This window comes from Pseudoalteromonas sp. HM-SA03 (assembly GCF_002289345.1).
Classification (GTDB): domain Bacteria; phylum Pseudomonadota; class Gammaproteobacteria; order Enterobacterales; family Alteromonadaceae; genus Pseudoalteromonas.
In genome coordinates this window covers 62,196-82,478 of the sequence record NZ_NSDG01000039.1, presented here as the reverse complement: position 1 = coordinate 82,478, position 20,283 = coordinate 62,196, and the positions used below count along the sequence as shown (strand labels likewise).

Genomic DNA, 20,283 nt, shown 5'->3' with positions numbered 1-20,283 from the left:
CGTGCAGTCGTCTCAGCCTATTTTATTTAGTGGTCATAACAGAGACGCCACTAAGTGCCCAAAGGGGGAGGCGTTCCTTCCTCCCCCTTTTCTTCTTTCTATAATTATTGATCACGCAGTAGTAGCGCTTTTATGTTGGTAAGCTGAGTGCAAAAATACTCATTGTGAGAGACCAGTATAAATCCACAAGGAAGTTGATTGAGCATGGCAGCAAGCTCTCCTTGTGCTTCAAGGTCGAGGTGATTATCCGGCTCGTCAAGCAGTAAAAAGCCTTGCAGTTGCACTGCCAGTATGATGGCCGCTTTCATTCTCTCGCCACCACTGAGGCTCGTAATAGGCCCTGAAATCTGATCAAGCTTAAGACCAACGCTTGCAAAGCTGGTGATTATATTATGATGTGGCGTATCAAGTAAGCGCTCGGCAATATCTAAAATGCAAGCGCCCTGCTCAAGCCAAGCACAATGCTGATCTAAGTAAACAGATGTTGTTGGGCGCTGGATTTCTCCGCGTTTTAACTCTAGCTTACCCGCAAGGGTTTTAAGCAAGGTCGATTTTCCGATGCCGTTGTCTCCTATTATCCTGAGCTTTTGTGTTGTATCCGCAAAAAGGTTCACTGTCTTTTCTGGTCCAAAGCACAATTCGGCTTCGCATAAGCGGATCTTTTCTTTCGCTCGCAGAGCTGAATTAAAATGAAACTGCTGTTTGTCTTCTCGATAGTAAACTGCATTTTTCTTAACCCTATCTTGAGCTTGCTGAATTTTATGGGTTTGTCCGGCATGACGCTTACTTCCTCTGTCTGACTTAAAGTCAGCAACCAGTTTACTTTGGCTACCAGCGCGCACTTGTGCTTTTCCTTTATTCTCCTGCCGTTGATGTTGCAGATCCGCTGCAATCATGGCTTGTTTAAGTGCTTTTTGTGCTGCGCGATTTGCCAAGTGTTGTTGTTTTTGTCGAGCTTGAGTTTGAAGTAGCGCTTCTCTGAAGGCGTCAAACCCAAGCGAGTGATGAGTTAGCTCCCCCTGTTTTATGTGCAGTATATGGTCGGCTGCATCCAATAAAATAGGATCGTGTGTGACGGCAACCACACCATGTTTGTGGTGCTTTAGCTGCTCAGCTAGCCAGTGCTTATTGTTGCTGTCCATGTGGTTACTCGGCTCATCCAGTAATAGGATTGCAGGCTGAGATTGTAGTATCTCAATATAAACACGCATTCGCTCTCCTGGACTAAGCCTTGTAAAGGGGGTTTCCAAAGTGAGTTCTAGTGGCGCAAGTGTTGCTTGCCAAGTTGTTTCTAACTGCCAATCATCTGAGATTAATTCAAAATCGTGCTCAGAGGCTAACCCCTGATGGGCTCGATGCAGCGCTACTCGCTTCTCTTCAAGTCCGAGTAGTTCAGAAACGGTGGTAAAGCGGCTGGTCGCATCTTGTGGGAGATAAAAGCATTTCCCATGACTTTGGTGCTCACCCGAGGTTAGAGGCTGTTCACCGGATAGGGCTTTGAGTAAGTGTGATTTGCCCGCCCCATTTGGGCCTGTTATCGCAATAAACTGTCGCTCTATTGTTAAGTCGACATCGCAAAATAAACAGTGACCATTTGCAAGCGTCAAGTTTGCTTGTTTTAACTGTATCCAAGGCATAATTACTGCTCCTAGTTGCAGCAGTGCAAAAGGCTAAAGGCACAAAGACTCGTAAAAGCCATAAACAGTAAAATAGAAAATGAGAGTCTATAAATTAGTCTGAGAAGCCTCAAAGATAACCATAAGCCTTGCACTGGAAATTAATAATAAGTTCGTCAGTTACAAAGGGCTTAGTTATTCATTGTGATGGCAACTCCTAATGAGGAAATAAAACGAATAGAGGCAAATAATTAGCGATAAATCGTGCCTATGTTTATTTTGCAGGCACAAGGGCCTGTTGATCTTTGCTGTTTGACTTTTGTTCTCCTGAGTGTGTTTTGGTCGCGACGCTCGACTTGCCGCCTAGTAATCTAGGCAAAAGTTGAGCAACAATGAACAAAGCGCACTCAGGTGAACCCAAAGGGCTGCGCTTGATTGGCATTTTCTCTGTGTTGCCCCACAAGGATGTGGAGTAAGGTGACTTTGCAGGAGCATAAAGTCTTTATCGCCTGACTTACATAGAGCAACTATGCTACGCTGGCTCTGCCTTGTATCAATACCAATCAAACTGCTGCAAAAACAAACTTGAAAGATACACAGACCCTAGATTAAATGTCAAGGCGCGGAATGGATTAAATTACAATTGAATGGGCATAAATGGTTTGATTAAGACGCCGACCACAAGTGCCAGCAACACACTGACAAGCGTGCCCAACATCACGTATTCGGTGAGCTTTCTGTCTTGGCTTTGGGTTAGATCGCCAAAGCGAAATACCGATTTAGCGGCGAGAATAAAGCCGATAGCAGCCCAGCTATCCAGTAACACACAGCTTAGTAGTAATACACGTTCAAGTTGACCGATTAAACTTCCTGCTTGCGGCAGGCTATCAAGAGCTAAATTATTGAGTTGCCAACGCTCAAGCAGCATGCTGGTGAATATCGATGCAGGATGCAATACCATTAAATAGCCCACAACCAATATTAGCAGCTGGACATTGGCAAAAGGCTTTGCAAAGGCACTGAGTGCAATTTCAGGTTCAGCAATTTGCCAAGTGACGGCCACTAATATGACAATATGTGCACATTGATCTAGCACAAAAGGAATAACGCCTTTGTTAGAATAGGATTTAGCTAAGTCGATACAATAGTGGCTAATACCTACCGCTAGCGCAAAGAGCAGCGCATTCCACTGTGCTCCCCAAAACAAAGTCGACTGCCAAAGTAGGATGATTGCAAGTGCAGCCCCGCCATGCGCGACACTATGCCACAACAACTTGATGGACTTATAGTGACGGGTATTTCTGTCATGCACCCAGCTCATAGGTTGGAGGTAAAAGTCAGTGATTGTGTGGCCTATTACTAACCACAATAACAATACTTGCCATTCGTTCATTAAGTCCACCTCGTGATATTTAAGTGTTGAGCATTCGACTATTGGTGTGAGCGTGCAATTGCTAAAAATTGGTCTAATAAAGCATAGTGTGCGCTATTGAGTAACTTAGTCACGTTCACCCGACTGGTGCTGAGTTGTTTTGCGATATCGGCATGGCTCAAGTTAGGGTGTGAAATATGAATAAAAGCGGCCTCTGCTTGTTTTTGGGTTAAGTTCGAAAGTAATAAATCCACAAATGCCAGATTTAGTGCAAAGTGGGCATTACTGTCATTGTTATACCTGAGTCTTGCTTGTCCAATTGCGTCCAACCCTCGGCCCGCAAGTACCAGCGCAGCACCTGTTGCGGTTGATAAATCTGCTGCTGTGATATTAACTTCACCGACCGCAAGGCTGAGTCTAGCATCGCTATGTCGGCTAATTAAAAACAACCGTAGCTGTAATGCCACATTGAACAGTTTCGTAGCATCTGGCAACACAAGCTGAAAGCCGTCGCCGCGGTAAAAACTATAATAGCTCTGTTCCACAGTCGCTATTTCAGCTAAGTAATCCTTTAACTCGCTTTGCAGCCTTGTAAGTTGTAGTTGTGACAGCGATTGTGAGCCGACAATGTCTGCTGTGATCACCGCACCTTGAGGTATTGATGTCATAAAGGTAACTTAATTTGGTTACATTTAAGTAAGTAACTGATATTGGTTACATTGATTTTGGTATGAAGCTGGATAAAAAGCAAGCAGCCGGTAAGTTTTGTTCGCTTTGGCAGTATTTTACCAAAGCGAACGCTGGGGTGGAGGCAGACAAAGCTTCCATTGATGTGAGAAATGGACCTTTACTAGTAGCTCTAAAACTTACATCTTTAAAATTTAAAGTGTTGATTTTTAAGTTTTTTGTTGCATTATCCTTAGTGCGGCATGGGTGTCACTTTATTCCTGACTACTCCCATAAATAGACTTTAACCAATTGATACTATGTACTGCAGTTTCAGGGAAAGCGGTTTGATGTGTACCATAGGGCACTGTTTTGTGTAGTGATAGGTCGTCACTTTGTTTACTTTTTAGGTAGTCGATAAATGCGTCGATTTGCGGTGCTAACTTCTGTTCTTCTTTACCAACAGAGATAAACACTTTTCCTTTGAGTGGTTGTTTGGAGCTAGAGAGTGCTTTTAGCGCATCCAGTTGTCTGACTGATGGACTGCCTAGCATATAGTTGTCAAAGGTGTCTGGTTTGGTGAGCAGTATATAGGCGCCAAATAGTCCACCGAGAGAATAGCCAAAATAACTGCGACTATTGGGTTTTACTGAGTAATTGTTTTCAACATACTTAATAACTTGATTGCGAATAAAAGCCGTGTGAGTGTCAGCTTGGCCAAATTGATATTTTCGCTGGCGCTCAGCATCTTTAGACTTAGTAAAAGAGTAATCTGCGAAGCGGCTAAAATGAGGGCCCTTTTCCTGAAGCAAGGTTGGGTCAATATTTTTTCGCCAAGAAATACCGACGAGAATTATCTCTTCAAATAGAAAAAATGTTGTGGATGAAAACGCCTCAATATGCCATATCGCATCTGTAAAATAGAGCACAGGATAACCTTTATCTTTTGAGTATCCTTCTGGCAGCTTGATATAAAGCTCATATTGATGGCCAGTAGTGGAATCTTTTAGTGGCACAACTTGCGTTCCGGGTATTGTATATTGCGGTAATTCATTTGCATTCAGTAAGTTACAAAATAGGAGTAATATCAGTATAAACAACAAACGTTTCATCATATTTTTCCTTCTTTCATGTTATTTTTAAAGCAGTTAAGGCCACTAATTTAGCAGCGTGAGCCACAAAAGCATGACGTACACTTGATGTTGTGCTGAATTTTATCTTTGTATTAAAAAACTAAACTTATCAGTTGGTTATATTGTTGAGTTCAAACTGGTTCGGGTTTATTCTGATATTAATAATGATAATAATCGGCGTTGTTAGCGCGTGCGCTAGGCATATTGGGGATTTATGGTAGAACAATATTGGGTTGGTGATTTTTTTGTAGATTTATCACGTAACCAGATTTCACATCAAGGTGAATGTCAAACACTTGCACCAAAGGCGCTGGCGGTATTAACTTGTTTAGCCCAAAACCAAGGTAAAGTGATTAGCCTTGATGTTCTGCTTGATGCAGTATGGCCAGATACCGTGGTCTCTCCTAACACTTTGCAGCGCAGTATTGCGCAATTGAGAAAAGCGCTTGGGGATGATGGTAAGGTGCAAGGTTACATTCAAACCCATGCTAAAAAAGGATATAGCTTAGAGTGTGAAGTACGTTGGGAGGATCAAACCAACGCGTTGACGAATACTGAGCCGCAACTCGAGGTGATGCCAGTCCCAGAGCCTGAAGTGCAACAAGATAAACACCTCAATCAAAGTCAGAATAAACATAAACCCATTCTTTATGTGTTTGTTTTACTTGCTGTAACTATGGTGCTTGGAGCCATTAGTTATCAACATTTTTCCATGAAAAAACCTTCCCCCCTGACTTTTGATAGCTTACGTTCATTGACCGCAACTGACGACAAAGAATTTGATGCAAGCTATTCCCCAGATGGTCAATACATTGTTTTTCACCGCTATTTAGATAAGTTTTGTGATAATAAGATATGGGCAAAAAAGGCGGATACCCAGCAAGAGATCCTACTCACAAAGAGCTGGGGAGCATACGGCAGGCATAGTTTCTCAAAAGATGGTGAGCAGTTACTGTTTTTGGCCACCGACGCTTGTAGCGAGCCCGTTACACAAAAGCGCTGCTACGACCTGGTAACACTCGATTTTACTAAAGCATTGAAAAGCCCTCAGCAGCCAAAAGTAATTCTCCAGTGTAAAAACTCAGTGGTTGATAAGCCTATCTGGCTAAACGATGGCAATGTGGTATTGAAGCAAAAACAAGGCGAACGCTGGAAGCTGATCAATTATTCCATTGATGGCGACAGCAGTGCTGATCTTTATACCGTAGAAGAGGGGACGTTGATTGATTACGCCTATTCTCCTCAAGATGATTTAATCGCGGTCAGTAGTATTCATGCAGATGGCCTACATTATATCGATATGCTAAAACCTGACGGTGAGTTGATCTCTAGCCACCAGATCCAGCGGCCGCCGGAAATTACTAAATTTCACGATATCTACCCAAGTTTTGACCCACTCAATCAGCAATTGATTTTTAGTACCGGACGTCAGCTATTTAGCCTGACTTATGAAGGGCTTGTGAGTAAAATTCAATTGCCGTTTTCAGATCGAATGAGGCAGCCCGAATTTCGTCCTGATGGCAAAAGTGTACTGATGATCAAAGGGCCTTACGACAGCGATATCGTCAAATTACCGCTGACACAGTTAGCACAAGGCGCTCAAACATATACCAGCTTTGCGCGAACCAATCTTGGTGAAGATTATGCCGTTTTTCAGCCTGATGGAGACTTAGTGGCATTTTGGTCGGAGCGCTCTGGTACTGAACAGGTGTGGTTAAGCGATGGCAATAACACGCGACAACTGACCAACTTCCCCTTAGATACTTTTGTTCGCGGGATCCACTGGGCTGAGGATGGCCAAAGCATATTGGTCAGTGCCAGTGGTGTACTGACGCAAATTGCTTTAGATGGTAGCTTGACATCTTACCCGCACACCTACCCTGTTTTACGCTTATATCAATGGAAAAGTGTAAAACAACGTGCGCTAACACAGATTAGGGTAAAGGGAGAAATGAAGTTAGCAGCTTATGATCTTGCTCAACAATCGTTTCAAATACTGACGCAGCGACCTGTGCTTTGGGCACTTGAAAGTGAACACGGTAAAGTTGTGTATAAAGATAGACTTGATCAGTTTTGGCAAATAGGCGCTGTTGAACCTCAGCGGATCAGTGCACTAACCAACCAAGGGGGCAGAGGAAAATCTTTTGTAATGCGCGGCAATGGGATATATGGCGTCAATGAAGACAATCAACTTTGGTCCTATAATTTAGACAAAGCGTCGTTTACTGTTCTTGGCGAAGTGCCTACCAGTGTTGACTATCTCACCGACATTAACGACAACGATGTGCTTTTGATGAATCGAATATCGGCCAAGAAAGAAGTGGTAGAGCTTACGGTTGCGAATCAATAGCTGGAGTGTAAAAATGAGCAAATTATTTCAATATCAGCGTTTTAGGCAAGAATTAGGACAATTGCTCGCACAATATAAAGGCTGTGGGTTTGTACTTGGTTTTCTGCTCAACTTGAGCATTTGGCATATTGCATCTCAGTTTGTTGCAGATCCCTTTGTCGCTAAATTTTGGAATCAAGTGTTTGTTTCCTTACTCTTTTCTGCGGTTTTTTGCCTGCGTGCAGAGCGAAAACCAACTTAATTTACTTACTGAAAAGAAAGGCACAACACGCATGTGCCTTTTTACAGCAAGCGCGGCTATAAACAATATTGTGAAATGATCTGATACACTTGGTTGATATTGTCGCCTGCTTTAAATTCTTTACTAATTGGCGTTGGATCTGAGCCAATCCAGATTTTTAATTCCGCATCGAGGTCGAAGTGACCCGCAGATTCTTTGCTGTATTTTGTTATTTTGCTATACGGAATGCTGAGCATTTCTACTTTGCTGCCCGTCATGCCTTGCTTGTCGATTAAAATTAGGCGTTTGTTGGTAAAAATAAACAAGTCGCGGATCACCTTGTAAGCTTGTGCAACCTCTTCTCCAGCAATTAGCGTATCTGCTAATAACTTATCTACTTCGCTACTGTCTACTTCGCTTGCATTACCGAGTAGGCCACTTAATAGTCCCATTGTTATTCTCCGTTTTATTTCAATTCGTCTTAGGCTGATCGCAAGATAGTGCTTAGGTCGAAATGAATTGATGATGAAAGTGCAAAACCAGCATAGGAAAGCGCGCTGATTTTGCCAAATAAATAACCTGAGTTTGGAGTAAGGAGTTAGCTTATATCTCTTATCAAACAAATTTTGCCATCGCGAAATGCAAACTCTGAGCGGCCTTGCAAGGAGATGCTTTGCCCTGCTTTCATGCCATTGGCCAAGTCTTGGGCTAATTTAGCTTTGTAGGTCACATGAACAATAAACAGATCATTGTCTTGCGTGGCAGCGGTTAAAGATTGATTGCGTTCGGAAAATAACTTTGCAGACTGATTTGCTAATTCTGCAAATTCCATTTTACTGGTTGTGCGCGTTGTAATTTCACCATTGGCGAGATTCTCAAACACGACATCATCCGTGAGCTGAGCTAGCATTCCCGGAATATCAAAATGATTGTAGGCAGAGATATAGTTTTTCACTAAGGTTTCCATTTTTTCCTCCTTGGTGTAATGGATGCTAATAAAAACTTAGATCGGTTTGTTCAATTTCGCACACTCTTTTTACCACTTTTTGCTGTGCCATCATTCGCATAAATCGGCCCAAATGTGCATAGCTTTTTGGCGCAGTATTAAACCCACTTGCCCAATGGGCCAGCATAAATAAATAATAATCACAAAGCGTGAACTGTTCACCAACTAAGTAGGTGTGTGTTGCTAACTGCTTGTCGATAAGGGCAAACATGTCGCCGACTCGTTGCTCAGCGGCTTGAGACATGGTCTTGCTGCTCTCTGGTGACAGCTGATATGTATCAGGATAGAAATACAGCATGAGTTCTGGCTGAACTGTCGTGGTTAAATAAAAAAGCCACTGATAAAACGTGGCTCTCTGTGGGGTTGCTGGCGCTGGGATAAGCTGTCCTTCAGGGTGCTTTTCGCATAAATGCAAACAAATTGCTGCACTCTCGAAGATGATTTGGTCACCGTCGACCAATGTCGGGATCCGTCCTGTAGGATTGAGTTCTAAATAGGTCGCAGACTTTTGTTGTTGCGTTTTTCTATCGACCAAGAGCAGTTCTTTTTCTAGTTGTAGGTGCTCAAATACGAGATGTGGTGCCCAACTGGCATTACGTGGGTAGTAAAACAACTGATACATCTTTTGCTATTCCTTGACGATACTTTTTGTTAGCGTGCAATTGGTATTAGATGGTTGCAACTTTTATGGAGGCTGTAAACCGTTATTTTGCTTTTAGCTGGGAGAATCAAAAATGTATATTGGCAAGCTGTCGAAGCAAACTGGGCTGTCAGTCAAGGCCATTCGCTTTTATGAAGAGAAAGGGCTTATTCCTACCCCGGAGCGTGTTGGTAAATATCGCGTCTATTCGCAGGTGGATGTCGATCTGCTGTTATTAATAAAAGAAGCAAAATCGCTCGGTGTGTCGATTAAGCAATTACAGCAAGTGATTGAAATTAAAGGGCGGCAAGTCAACTGGGTCGAAATCAACACATTTTTAGTTGAGCTCAAAGCATCCTTCATAGAGCAAGTTGCGCAGCTTCAGCAAAAAATACAACGTATTGAACATTGCATCGCATCGCTCGATGAATGTCCACAGATAAAACTATCCTAACCTGAGGTTTGGATAAGGAATGTTCCAACTCATTGTTGCTAAAGCACAACTTAGTTTTTTCCTTGTCTAGCCAGCAAGATTTAGGGAAAACACCGCTTCCGCGTCCTGCTCTCGCTAAGGTACCTACATCCTGTAGGCAAGGCGAATTTACGCACCAATAGCTGGCTATTGGAAGTGAATTTAACGCAGTTAGCGCTAAAACTGGCTGCTAGAAAGGCATTAATTATCCGCAGCTCAGGTTATCCTAGTCTCAGGTAGAGTAACTTGACTCTCCCGTTAAGGGGAGACAGTACACTCGTTTCTCAGTCATGTGATAAGGAAACGACGATGAAAAAAATACTGCTACTAAACGGTAACCCCAAAACCAAAGGCCTGTGCCACGCTATCACCACAAGTTATGCGCAAGCTGCAAACACCCAACATCAAGTACGCAGAATGGATCTTAGTGAGATGCACTTTGAAATCAATTTGATGTATGGTTATGAAGCGAGCCAACCATTAGAGCCATGCCTTAAGCAATTCCAAGAGAACTTACTGTGGGCGCAGCACATTGTGATAGTAAGCCCAATTTGGTGGTTGGCGTTACCAGCCAAGCTCAAAGGGCTAATAGATAGAACATTACTTCCAGGCTTTGCTTTTAAATACAGTGAGGCCGGCACTGAAATTGAAAAGCTTCTACCGCATAAAACCGCAAGAGTCATTCTCACCTCAGACACGCCGCAAACTTATTTGGAAGAAGTTGCTGCTGGGCTTATGGCTCAACTAGAACATGGGACACTAGGATTTTGTGGTATAGAGCCAACTCAACATACGCTATTTGGCCCTGCGCACTTAGCAACGCCTGAGGTAATTGATAACTGGCTGAGTGAAGTGACAAGTCTAGCCGTGCGGGGTGAGTGAATAAAAACATATAACTTCTGTTGCTAAGCTTATTTTAAATCAAAATTTGCAATGCCGAATGTTGCTATCTTTTACACCAAGATGGCAACTTGGGCGGAGTGTATGCGAATTTGGAGTTTATTACTTTTTGCGTTTCCATTATTGGGGGCTGCAAATGAGCCAATTCTGCCACTTGAGCCTGCAATAGGACTTAATGCCGATAAAGTCAGCTTGGGCAGAGCACTCTTTTTTGATAAGCGGCTTTCCCGAGGAAACCAAGTCAGCTGTGCGTCATGTCACCAATTACCCAGTTATGGCGCGGATGTAAAGCCCCTTTCCAGTGGCGTTAATGGCGCACTAGGTGAGCTAAAAACTCCAACTGTTTACAATGCGGCTTTAAATATTCGTCAAGCTTGGGATGGCCGTGCGCAATCGCTTTATGATCAAATCGACTCACCCATCTTAAACCCAAAAGAGCATGATATGACTTGGTCAGAAGTCGTTGCCAAGTTAAATCAAGATAAAACGCTGGTCGCGCAATTTACTAAAGTGTACTCGCAGGGAGTAACGAAACACACGGTAAAAGACGCAATAGCGACTTTTGAAGGGTCGTTAATCACGCTTAATGCACCGTTTGATTTATGGCTTAAGGATAGCAGCATAGGACTCTCTAAGTCGGCAATTGCCGGTTATGAATTATTTAAACGGTATGGTTGCATTAGTTGTCATCAAGGGCGCAATGTCGGTGGTAATATGTTTGCCAAAATGGGCACCTTTGGTGATTATTTTGGCGATAGAAATACACCAATTCAAAAAGCGGATTATGGTCGTTTTAATGTAACTGGCAATGAGCAAGATCGCTTTGTGTTCAAAGTACCGAGCTTGCGACTTGCTAGCAAACAAACGTACTTTTTTCACGATGCTAGTCATAGCAGCCTAGAAGCCGCCGTTGCGACCATGGCCAAATACCAACTTGGCCGCAGTATCTCAGACTCCGATATTAACAAGCTAGTTGCCTTTATTGACAGCCTAGCAGGACATCACCACGAAATGGATTTGGAAAATCACGAATGAAGAATAAGGCCTTCATTGGTGTGCAAGCGTTACTGCTGTGCGCGCCAATTGCGCTTTTTGCGTATTTTTACTCGCAGCAAGAGCTCAGCAGTCAAACACACCAATCACGAGTTACCCTGCTCTTTGAAGCCAAAAGTATTGATGCCAAACTGGATGCCGCTGTGTTACAAATGCTTAGTGCACAGCTCAATCAATATGATGAGTTAGCGCAATTAGCACATGCAATTGATGCTTTGAATACACCACAGCAAGATGCATTATTTGCAGAAGCCACGCCTGACATTCGACAGCAATTTGACGCCTATCGTCAGCTACTCAGCAATAAAGTATTGCAAGTCGAATCCATTAAAACTGCGGCGGCAAATATTAAAAACAGCTTGCTTTATCTGCCCGAGTTGCTAATCGAGCTGGAGCAGAGCGAACCTGAATTGGCAACGCACGCAAATAGAATGTTTACTAATTTAATGTTGGGTCAGCTATACGAATTTGTCGCAGAGCCTTTACTGACCATCAACTCTGAAAGTAGTTTAGAGCAGCTTATCTATCAGCATTTTAATGTTGCCCTTGCTAACAGTGCAGAATTGAAAAAGGCAAAACAACGCTTTTTGTCTTTGCCGAGTGACCAAGCTTTTTCAGCACTTTACGTGGCATATAGCCAGCACCACAGTGAAACGATAGAAAAAACCAAGCATCAAAGTGAATTGCTTTTACTGCTGACCATTGTGCTATTTCTGCTCTTGATTGTGTTTGCAAATCGGCTTTACGTGGCCAAAAATAAAATTCTGAGCACCAGCCAAACTTTGTCCGATGCCGTTGCGCGTTTAACCGAAGGCTTTGCTCTTTTTAGTCGCAGTGGCAATTTGCTACTCTGTAACAGTGCTTGGCGTAATCATTTCGCAATTGCTGATAGCGAAAAAATGCCACGCAAGCTAGAAGAGTGGCAGCAGCAGTTTGGAGAAATTTTTAACTCCGATGCCAATTTGCATCAAACCGAATCTGGTGCTTGGTTACAGGTAAAACAAACGAACACGCACAACAATGGCCAAGTGTTTGTGAGTGTTAATGTCTCCCTTTTTAAACAAGCGGAAGAAGAGCTGCGTAAGTGGGGCCATGCTATTGAGCAAAGCCCCTCCTCCATTGTGATCACCGATCCTCGTGCTCGCATTGAATACGTCAACCCTAAGTTTGAACAAGTTACTGGGTATTCACTTGAGGATGTGAAAGGACAAACACCCAAAGTACTAGGCTCTAAACAAGGGTTCACCGACTACAAAGCGCTGTGGCAAACCATTAAACAAGGCAAAGTCTGGCGTGGTGAATTTTACAATCGCCGTAAGTCTGGAGATTACTATTGGGAGTACGCGTCTATTTCCCCGATTAAAAACCAGCAAGGGGAAATCATTAACTTTATTGCGATCAAAGAAGATATCACCGCACAAAAAAGCGCAAGTGCACAGCTTAAAACCGCGGCGGCGGTATTTAATGCAACGCAAGAAGGGATCATGACTACCAATGCAAAACTTGAGATCACTGCGGTCAATCCTGCTTTCACCAAAATTACTGGATACGAAGAACATGAAGTGCTCGGTCAACGACCTAATATTTTAAGTTCGGGTAAGCATGACAAACATTTTTATGAACAGATGTGGAGCACCCTCAACTCGCACGGGCAATGGGCGAGTGAGATCTGGAACAAACGCAAGGATGGTACCTTGTATCCAGAGTGGCTAGCAATCAGTGTCGTGCATGATGACAAAGGGTTAGTGCAGCAATACGTTGCCATATTGTCTGATATGACCGAGCGCAAAGCGCAAGAGGAGCAGATTGAATATCAAGCCTATTACGATGTGTTGACCGGACTGCCCAATAGAACGTTATTACTCGAGCGCATTGAGCAAGATATTAAACGCATGAGCCGTACTCATCATCAAAGTGCAGTGTTATTTATTGACTTAGATAGATTTAAGCGTGTCAACGACACCATGGGTCACGAGGCCGGAGATGCTTTACTTATCTCCGTAGCTAAGCGCTTAAACGGCTTGCTGCGTAAAAGCGATACCTTAAGCCGCTTTGGTGGAGATGAGTTTGTATTATTATTGAGCCAAATTGCTCATCCGGATCATGCTGCTCAAGTAGCCGATAAAATTGTCAAAGCACTGAGCGACCCATTTGTGATCAATGGCTTTGAGGTATTTACCGGGGCAAGTATTGGGATCGCGATTTTACCAAGTGATGCAAAAGATCAAAAAGAGTTATTACGACTTGCCGATTTAGCCATGTATAAAGCAAAAGAGGCGGGGCGTAATCAGTATCACTTTTTTGCGCAAGAAATGCAGCAACAGGTGAATCGTCGAGTGGAACTGGAGCAGTTGCTCAGAGCTGCGCTTGAACATCAGCGCTTAACCGTACATTACCAACCTATTGTCGATACGGTGTCGGGTAAATTATATGGAGTCGAGGCGCTCATGCGCTGGCCTACTGATTTCGGTCAGTATATCTCTCCTGCTGAATTTATTCCGGTCGCTGAAGAAAGCGGCCTTATCGCTCCTCTTGGTGAGTGGTTACTTGCTAAGGCATGTAATGATATTCGCAGATTAAATAAAGCGCTTGGTATGAACTGTTATTTGACGGTAAATGTCTCGAGTCAGCAGTATCGACTCGGCTTTAACGCCACTATCATTAAGCAAATCATGCAGCAATCTGGCTTTCTTCCAGAGAACCTAACGCTTGAAATCACAGAAAGCATTTTACTTGAAGATGATAAAGCCGTAACTGCTTGGCTGCAAAGCCTACGGGCAACGGGAGTCAACTTAGCAATCGATGACTTTGGTACTGGTTACTCTTCTCTCAGTTACCTTAAACGCTTCCCCATCAATATTTTAAAGATCGACCGAGGTTTTATTCAAGATATCGATAAAAACCAAGATGCGGCCGTTTTGGTCAACGCGATTTTGTCGATGGCGGAGAGTTTATCGCTCAAGGTGATAGCCGAAGGCGTAGAACAACAAGGACAACTAGATTGCTTAAAAGGCTTGGGCTGTCAGTATGTGCAAGGATACTTTTATGCCAAACCAATGGCGATTGAGGGATTAATCGACTGGGTTGAGCAATTTGCCATTGCATCGGAGCGAGCATCTCCTAAGTTGTGGTTGGATTGAAGTGTGTGGCTGTTAAATTGCAATATGGAGTGTTGTGATCCAATTAGAGCTGATATCTGGGTCCGTGAATAGGTTCCCAATCAAATGGCAACCCGTTCTAAATAGGTTGGCAAAGCTGTTTAGCTTTGCCAACTACTCAACGCAAAATGGCAGTTAGTAAAATTAAGATCTGTAAAAGTAGGCAAAGTACATTAGTAACAATGATTGCCATTCGCTGAAATCTCAGCCCATACATCAGCCAAAAACTAAACACCAACACATACCCGATTAAAAACGTAAAGGACAAATTGGTTGGGCCTTGGCGCTCTAGTTCGCTGAGTAGCTGGCCGAATAATGCAATAAAACCGATACCGCCGAAGAACACACCGGCGAAATCCCAGTAGGTATCTTTAGTTTGATAAAAGCCTGTCAGCCATGTTTTCATTTGCGTACTTCCTCTGATAAGTAGATATCACTGATAGTGATTGATACGGGCAACAATATGGTCGTGGTGAATGGTGCAAAAACGGTTAACCACGACTACGTCACAGCCAGCGCTAAGTGCGGATCTTACCCCTTGATCTGAGTCTTCAAATGCAAGACATTTAGAGGTTACCACTCCCAATCGTTTGGCCGCCAATAAAAATGGCTCAGGGTGAGGCTTACCTTGTCCAACATCATCTGCGGTGATTAATATTTCAGGAATAGGTAAACCTGCTGTGGTGAGTCGTGCAATTGCATTGTGACGATTTGCAGAAGTTGCAATGGCCCACTCGTGTTGCTGTGCCTCTATTTCGTTTAAAAACGATTTTGCTCCAGGAATGGCTGTTACGGTATAGGCAAGGTCGGCTTCTGCTTGTTGCAACAGCTCGACTTCATGCTGGCAATCTAAATGCGGAGTAAATTGTTCTATAAAGTCTTTGAAACGTGCACCTCGGCCTGTAGTTAATACCATTTCCAAATCGACATGATGTTTCTCACACCAAGGCGCGATGGCCTGCCGCACTGCAACTTCAGAATCAATAAGTGTGCCATCCATGTCGAATATCAACCCCTGATAATGGTTCAGGTTGAGTGAATTAAGTGCCATTTTTACTCCTTATAATAATATTTCCATGCATAAACAGGCGTTAGTTGATATTAAATCGGCTTTATCATGCATGTTTGTGCAAATAATACGCTTGTATCTCGATCTTTTTCAAGTAAAATTACGCAAAAACATGCAGGAACATGCAATGCTATTGGCAGAACGTCATCAATTCATTCTCGATCAGCTTAATTTACAAGGGCGGATCACCTCAGTGTCCTTGGCGCAAACGCTTGATGTGAGCGAAGACACAATTCGTCGGGATTTAAATAAGCTGGCTGAACTTAAGCTCTTGCGGCGTGTTCATGGTGGTGCTTTAGCATTACAAGATAATACCCCTGACTATATTGAGCGGTTAGACAAACCCGATACCAGTAAAATTCGTTATATTGAACCTGCACTGGCGATGCTCATGCCTGGACAAACGATAGTGATTGATTCTGGCGAGACGTGCCGCTATTTGGCACAACACTTACCTAAAAACATGCCACTGACGGTGGTTACGGGTTGTCCACTGATCGCCAAAGAACTGGCCTATCATTCACTGGTAGATGTGATTGTATTAGGTGGCCCCATGTTTAGACCAGCAATGCGAGTGGTAGGCATGACAGCGATCGAAATGGTGAAACGGATCCGTTTTGATATTGTTTTTATGGGGATTTGCTCGTTCCATATTCACCACGGTTTTAGTGCAAGCTATATCGAAGAAGCGGAGATCCTCTCTGCGACTATTCGTCAAAGCGATCACACTGTGATTATGGGACCGAGTCATAAATTAGATAAAGTCGCTACTTATCAGATTGTTACAGCTAACGAAATTGACACAATTATTACCGATGAAGAAATCAATCCAAGCTTAAAAAAGCAGATTGAGTCGCTAGAGATAGCGCTGACTTTGGTCTAGGCTAGTTGCATTAGGTTAACAAGTTTATATCGGCTACTTAGCAGCTAGAGTAGCCGACTTACGGTCGAGCTAAACAGCTACATATCTAAGGTTTTAATAAGGCAAAAATGTGACTGTTATAGAAACGCTCATTTTTAAATATAGCGCGTTTTAACACCGCTTCTTGCTCAAAACCTGACTTCTCTAGTAGCTTCATTGATGCATGATTGTCGTCAAATACGGCGGCAAAGATCCGTTCAATATTGGTCTCGTTAAATACCTCTGATGCAATGTGTAAAATGGCTTTATGAGTAATTCCTTTACGCCAATGGCTTTTTGCGAGCCAATAGCCTATTTCACCAGAACGCTCATATTCAAACTCGCCAGGGTTAACACCTATACAGCCGATAAGTTGCTGACCATCACAAATCGCCCGGATATAGCCGTGTTTACTGCCTTCATTTATCCACCACATCGCATCTTGCTCGGTGTAAGGTTGCGGAACTTTTGTTGATAAATACCGAACGACATCAGGATCGTTCAAAATCGCGACCATGTTGTCAACATCATTGGTTTGGAACGGTCTTAGCTTGAACATTGCGCTCTCTTTCAATAGATTTAAAGGTAAATTCATCAATAAGTTACCATTCCTTATTGTGGTATACAAACCTTGTAATTGAGATTGCCTATATTGTTTTTATTTTGTTTGCCCTAATTAAGAGAGTGAGATAACAAATTAATTTCAAAGGATTAGGAAGAAAACATGATGGATAAAAATACCTTAATTGAATTGGTGACAGAGTACTTTAAAAAGGTTGATGCTGGAGACTCAAGCTATTTAGACTTATTTCATGATGAAGTGACGTTCTTTTTTCCAAAGTTTGGTGACGCTGTTGGTAAGCAGGCACTACTAGAGTTTGGTGCTAAGATAGGGAGTTCACTCAGTAGTATTTGGCATGATATTGCTCGTTTTAATTTCATTGTGTCTGGAAAAACCGTTGTTGTTGAAGGACAAGAAGGAGGTGTGATGCGTGATGGTACGCACTGGCCTGATAATCAAATTTCGTCTGGCCGCTTTTGTAGTGTGTTCGAATTCTCTGATAACTTGATCACAAGAATGCATATTTATGTTGATCCAGACTTCTCAAGCCAAGATAATGCTAGGATTTCAATATTATCGCGCTAATGTTGACTGTTTTGATAAAGAAAAGGATAGCTGATCTATGGTTTTCTCTGAAAGTGAAAAGAACATCTTACTCGCACTCAAGGGAGTCGGCCCTACGGTAATAAAGCGTTTTGAAGAAATCGGTATTTGCAGTTTGAGTGAACTTGCGACTTATGAAGTTGAAGAAATAGCTGAGCGGGTCGCTTCTATGTTGCAAACTACTTGTTGGAAAAACAGCCCACAGGCCAAAGCTGCGCTCCAAGCTGCTATTACCAAAGCCAAAGAAGTAAGTTAACTGACTGGTTTATGGGTGGTGTGATGTAAAGCCCCTTTACATTTAGTGGGTTAGATTTATGGGTTTTACCGCTCTATCATCCGCAGCTGAGAATATGAGTCAGCCATCTTACATCGGGTTGTAACTTAAACTACAGGTTTTTAAATCAGGGCTCCTTTGAAGTGATGAATAAGGGAGTGTTTGCAAGAAAGCTCCCTTATTATTTGTTGCTACGAATAATCAATCTGCTGCGATAAAAGTAGCTTACTTTTCGTGTTGCAGCACATTCACTAAGTAGCCAAATGGATCCCGAACATAAAAGCGGCGCACACCCCATGGCTCCGACACGGGTCCATACTCAATCTGTATTTGCTCCGCAACAACTCTATTCAAAGCGGTGTCAAGGTCGTCGACTTCTATGGATAATTGAGGCACAGGCGTTCCTGCTCCCCCTTCAGATGCCACACTAATTTGTGCGATCATTTCTTCACCTGAACTAAAAGTTTTAATCCAGCCATGGTCCATGACAAGCTCAAGACCAAAGACACGTTCATAGAATACTGCGGCATCCTCTGGGTTGGGAGCGTTAATATTTGAAATAATCCGTTTTACTTTCATTAGACTAAGCTCCAAATATGTCTAAGCGTGCGCTTAAAACTTTGTCTCACCGCCCTACTGAGAAGCGGCTACTATAAAGTTGAGATCAAAACGTCCGTCCGGATCTTCTACTTTGATAAGCTCGTTAAGCGGTTTGTTTTTTAACGCCTTATTTTCAGCAAAGATGTCTAGTAATAGTGGTTTTACTTCGTTTCCGCATAGTGCCTCGGCGAGCGCTTCATGAGATAGCTTGAACAACATATCCATATTCTCGTCCTCGTCTTCAACGAGTTCTCTATCTTCCCAGCTCTCGAAAATGTCTCTCAGTTTACTGACTTCTGGACAATCATCTTCAAAATCAGACAAGATGATAAACTCGTCTGAAGCAACGTTTTTATGCTGCTCGAAACGGCTGTCGGGCAGGCTGTAGATATTCCAATTTACATCGTAATGCCAAAACTCAACAGATAACGACATATGAGAATAAGTAATTTGATTTACATAAAATTTTATTTCGTTGATACGCTTTTTAATGAGCGTAATTAAAACGTTTTCGTAGGCTTCAATAAGCGTATTTTTATCAAACATAATGTATCCTAACTGCAGTCTTAAACACTAAAACTACGTGCTCCTAAATTTGTTCTCAGTATTAATTCCATTCTACTATGTAAATGTGAACTTTTGTTACTGGCGCTTGCTAAAAGGAAATTTATCCAAAACAGGTTAATTTAACCACCTGTATAGAAAAAATACCAGCCTATGCAGAGCCTGTATGGCTTAAATTTGACAGTATAGGTTTAGTCAGAATAAGTTTGCTGTTTCGTTATAAAGCCATTGCACAATAGGACCTTTGCTTTGATCTCTGCGTTGCACTATACCCATTTCGACGACCAAAGAGTTAGGAATATGCTCGGTTGATAGCTCGATCAGCTCGCCCATGTACCATGGTGTATTGACAACATGCTCAGGTACTAATGCCCAACCAACGCCTCTAATGACCAAACCCATGATGTAATAGTAACTGTCAATGTGCCAGTGGCTTGTGGATATAGCTTGTGATTGAGTATTGCCAATACGGTCGCGTATTACGAGCTGACGATGTTGATTTAACTCCTCAATACTCGGAGCAGAGTGTCGTGCAAGTGGGTGGTGAGGGGAGCAGATCAAGATTTGTTTAAAGCTGTTTATTGAGGTGAAATCCAGCGATTCAGGCAATGGTTTTTGATGAAATAAAATGCCTATTTCCGCCCTTTCTGCGCTCACCCATTGCGCAATATCGTCTTGGGAGCCATTAATAATGGCTAGTTTTAATAGCGGAAATTGTCGAGCTAATCGTTCAAACAAAGATTCAAATGCGATGATGGGCACGGCTTCATCCATGGCAACCGTGAGAGACACCTCTTCGCCACTATTAAGAGAATTGGCTCTTGATTGTAGTCGCTGGCACTGCATGAGCACCGCTTCGGCTTCTTTAAACAGGTCAAGACCAGCTTGATTTAACACAGGTAGTCTGGCTGAGCGGTCAAAAAGTGCAAAGCCTAGATCGGCTTCCAGATTGGCGATAGCGGTGCTGACACGAGATTGTGCCTTTCCCAAGTGTCTTGCCGCAGCTGAAAATGACCCCAACCTGACGGCGGTGACGAAGGCTTCAAGTTGATCGAGTGTCCAATGCATGATGATTTAACCTATCCGAATTTCGGATGGATACTAACTTTGACCAATCTTAATTA

Annotated in this window: 22 protein-coding genes; 9 read left to right on the top strand and 13 right to left on the bottom strand. The window is 42.9% G+C overall.

Going from position 1 to position 20,283, the window contains the following annotated elements; all coding sequences use genetic code 11:
- Positions 1-104: 104 nt before the first annotated feature.
- The 4 genes from CKO50_RS07700 to CKO50_RS07680 form a co-directional block, all read right to left on the bottom strand.
- Positions 105-1,637: an ATP-binding cassette domain-containing protein gene (locus CKO50_RS07700; protein WP_095727675.1), complete on the bottom strand. Its 1,533-nt coding sequence runs from the start codon at positions 1,635-1,637 to the stop codon at positions 105-107.
- Between the two features lie 616 nt (positions 1,638-2,253).
- Positions 2,254-3,009 carry a DUF3307 domain-containing protein gene (locus CKO50_RS07695; protein WP_095727674.1) on the bottom strand — a complete coding sequence of 252 codons (756 nt, stop codon included), beginning with the start codon at positions 3,007-3,009 and terminating at the stop codon, positions 2,254-2,256.
- Positions 3,010-3,047: 38 nt separating this feature from the next.
- Complete coding sequence (locus CKO50_RS07690) at positions 3,048-3,656, bottom strand: hypothetical protein (RefSeq protein WP_095727673.1); 609 nt, start codon at positions 3,654-3,656, stop codon at positions 3,048-3,050.
- Between the two features lie 273 nt (positions 3,657-3,929).
- Positions 3,930-4,769, bottom strand: coding sequence for an alpha/beta hydrolase (locus tag CKO50_RS07680; protein ID WP_255229465.1), 840 nt, complete (start codon positions 4,767-4,769; stop codon positions 3,930-3,932).
- A 232-nt stretch (positions 4,770-5,001) separates the two neighbouring features.
- On the opposite strand from CKO50_RS07680, the gene CKO50_RS07675 reads away from it, so the two are divergent.
- Positions 5,002-7,137, top strand: coding sequence for a winged helix-turn-helix domain-containing protein (locus CKO50_RS07675; RefSeq protein WP_095727670.1), 2,136 nt, complete (start codon positions 5,002-5,004; stop codon positions 7,135-7,137).
- A gap of 13 nt (positions 7,138-7,150) precedes the next feature.
- A complete protein-coding gene (locus tag CKO50_RS07670) occupies positions 7,151-7,378 on the top strand; it encodes a hypothetical protein (protein ID WP_095727669.1) in 228 nt (75 codons plus the stop codon).
- 56 nt (positions 7,379-7,434) lie between these two features.
- Here CKO50_RS07670 and CKO50_RS07665 read toward each other — a convergent pair whose 3' ends face one another.
- The 3 genes from CKO50_RS07665 to CKO50_RS07655 form a co-directional block, all read right to left on the bottom strand.
- Entirely contained in the window at positions 7,435-7,809 is a 375-nt protein-coding gene (locus CKO50_RS07665; RefSeq protein ID WP_010605565.1) for a PH domain-containing protein, read from the bottom strand.
- Between the two features lie 146 nt (positions 7,810-7,955).
- A complete protein-coding gene (locus CKO50_RS07660) occupies positions 7,956-8,324 on the bottom strand; it encodes a nuclear transport factor 2 family protein (RefSeq protein ID WP_010605566.1) in 369 nt (122 codons plus the stop codon).
- Positions 8,325-8,349: 25 nt separating this feature from the next.
- Complete coding sequence (locus tag CKO50_RS07655; protein WP_095727668.1) at positions 8,350-8,985, bottom strand: glutathione S-transferase family protein; 636 nt, start codon at positions 8,983-8,985, stop codon at positions 8,350-8,352.
- Positions 8,986-9,097: 112 nt separating this feature from the next.
- Here CKO50_RS07655 and CKO50_RS07650 point away from each other — a divergent pair, with 112 nt between their 5' ends.
- The 4 genes from CKO50_RS07650 to CKO50_RS07635 all read left to right on the top strand — a co-directional run bounded on the left by CKO50_RS07650 (position 9,098) and on the right by CKO50_RS07635 (position 14,568).
- On the top strand, positions 9,098-9,457 hold the full coding sequence (locus CKO50_RS07650) for a MerR family transcriptional regulator (RefSeq protein ID WP_095727667.1): 360 nt from the start codon (positions 9,098-9,100) through the stop codon (positions 9,455-9,457).
- Between the two features lie 327 nt (positions 9,458-9,784).
- On the top strand, positions 9,785-10,357 hold the full coding sequence (locus CKO50_RS07645) for an NAD(P)H-dependent oxidoreductase (RefSeq protein WP_095727666.1): 573 nt from the start codon (positions 9,785-9,787) through the stop codon (positions 10,355-10,357).
- A 102-nt stretch (positions 10,358-10,459) separates the two neighbouring features.
- The gene (locus CKO50_RS07640) at positions 10,460-11,410 is read left to right on the top strand and encodes a cytochrome-c peroxidase (RefSeq protein WP_095727705.1); all 951 of its coding nucleotides are present in this window, start codon (positions 10,460-10,462) and stop codon (positions 11,408-11,410) included.
- Entirely contained in the window at positions 11,407-14,568 is a 3,162-nt protein-coding gene (locus CKO50_RS07635; protein WP_095727665.1) for an EAL domain-containing protein, read from the top strand. Before CKO50_RS07640 ends, CKO50_RS07635 begins: the two co-directional genes overlap by 4 nt.
- A 136-nt stretch (positions 14,569-14,704) precedes the next feature.
- On the opposite strand, the gene CKO50_RS07630 is transcribed toward CKO50_RS07635, so the two are convergent.
- Both CKO50_RS07630 and CKO50_RS07625 read right to left on the bottom strand, forming a co-directional pair.
- On the bottom strand, positions 14,705-14,992 hold the full coding sequence (locus CKO50_RS07630; protein ID WP_019647463.1) for a hypothetical protein: 288 nt from the start codon (positions 14,990-14,992) through the stop codon (positions 14,705-14,707).
- A 27-nt stretch (positions 14,993-15,019) separates the two neighbouring features.
- Positions 15,020-15,637 carry an HAD-IA family hydrolase gene (locus CKO50_RS07625; protein WP_255229460.1) on the bottom strand — a complete coding sequence of 206 codons (618 nt, stop codon included), beginning with the start codon at positions 15,635-15,637 and terminating at the stop codon, positions 15,020-15,022.
- 145 nt (positions 15,638-15,782) lie between these two features.
- On the opposite strand from CKO50_RS07625, the gene CKO50_RS07620 reads away from it, so the two are divergent.
- Positions 15,783-16,538 (top strand): DeoR/GlpR family DNA-binding transcription regulator, encoded by a 756-nt coding sequence (locus tag CKO50_RS07620; RefSeq protein WP_095727704.1) that lies wholly within the window; start codon positions 15,783-15,785, stop codon positions 16,536-16,538.
- An 85-nt stretch (positions 16,539-16,623) separates the two neighbouring features.
- Here CKO50_RS07620 and CKO50_RS07615 read toward each other — a convergent pair whose 3' ends face one another.
- The gene (locus CKO50_RS07615) at positions 16,624-17,115 is read right to left on the bottom strand and encodes a GNAT family N-acetyltransferase (RefSeq protein ID WP_095727703.1); all 492 of its coding nucleotides are present in this window, start codon (positions 17,113-17,115) and stop codon (positions 16,624-16,626) included.
- Between the two features lie 168 nt (positions 17,116-17,283).
- Between CKO50_RS07615 and CKO50_RS07610 the strand changes: the two genes are divergently transcribed.
- Positions 17,284-17,703, top strand: coding sequence for a nuclear transport factor 2 family protein (locus CKO50_RS07610; RefSeq protein ID WP_095727702.1), 420 nt, complete (start codon positions 17,284-17,286; stop codon positions 17,701-17,703).
- 37 nt (positions 17,704-17,740) lie between these two features.
- Complete coding sequence (locus CKO50_RS07605; protein ID WP_095727664.1) at positions 17,741-17,977, top strand: hypothetical protein; 237 nt, start codon at positions 17,741-17,743, stop codon at positions 17,975-17,977.
- A 243-nt stretch (positions 17,978-18,220) separates the two neighbouring features.
- On the opposite strand, the gene CKO50_RS07600 is transcribed toward CKO50_RS07605, so the two are convergent.
- From CKO50_RS07600 to CKO50_RS07590, 3 genes are all read right to left on the bottom strand, one after another.
- Positions 18,221-18,574: a VOC family protein gene (locus CKO50_RS07600; protein ID WP_095727663.1), complete on the bottom strand. Its 354-nt coding sequence runs from the start codon at positions 18,572-18,574 to the stop codon at positions 18,221-18,223.
- Between the two features lie 54 nt (positions 18,575-18,628).
- On the bottom strand, positions 18,629-19,141 hold the full coding sequence (locus CKO50_RS07595) for a hypothetical protein (RefSeq protein WP_095727662.1): 513 nt from the start codon (positions 19,139-19,141) through the stop codon (positions 18,629-18,631).
- A 213-nt stretch (positions 19,142-19,354) separates the two neighbouring features.
- Complete coding sequence (locus tag CKO50_RS07590) at positions 19,355-20,227, bottom strand: LysR family transcriptional regulator (RefSeq protein WP_095727661.1); 873 nt, start codon at positions 20,225-20,227, stop codon at positions 19,355-19,357.
- Positions 20,228-20,283: the final 56 nt, after the last annotated feature.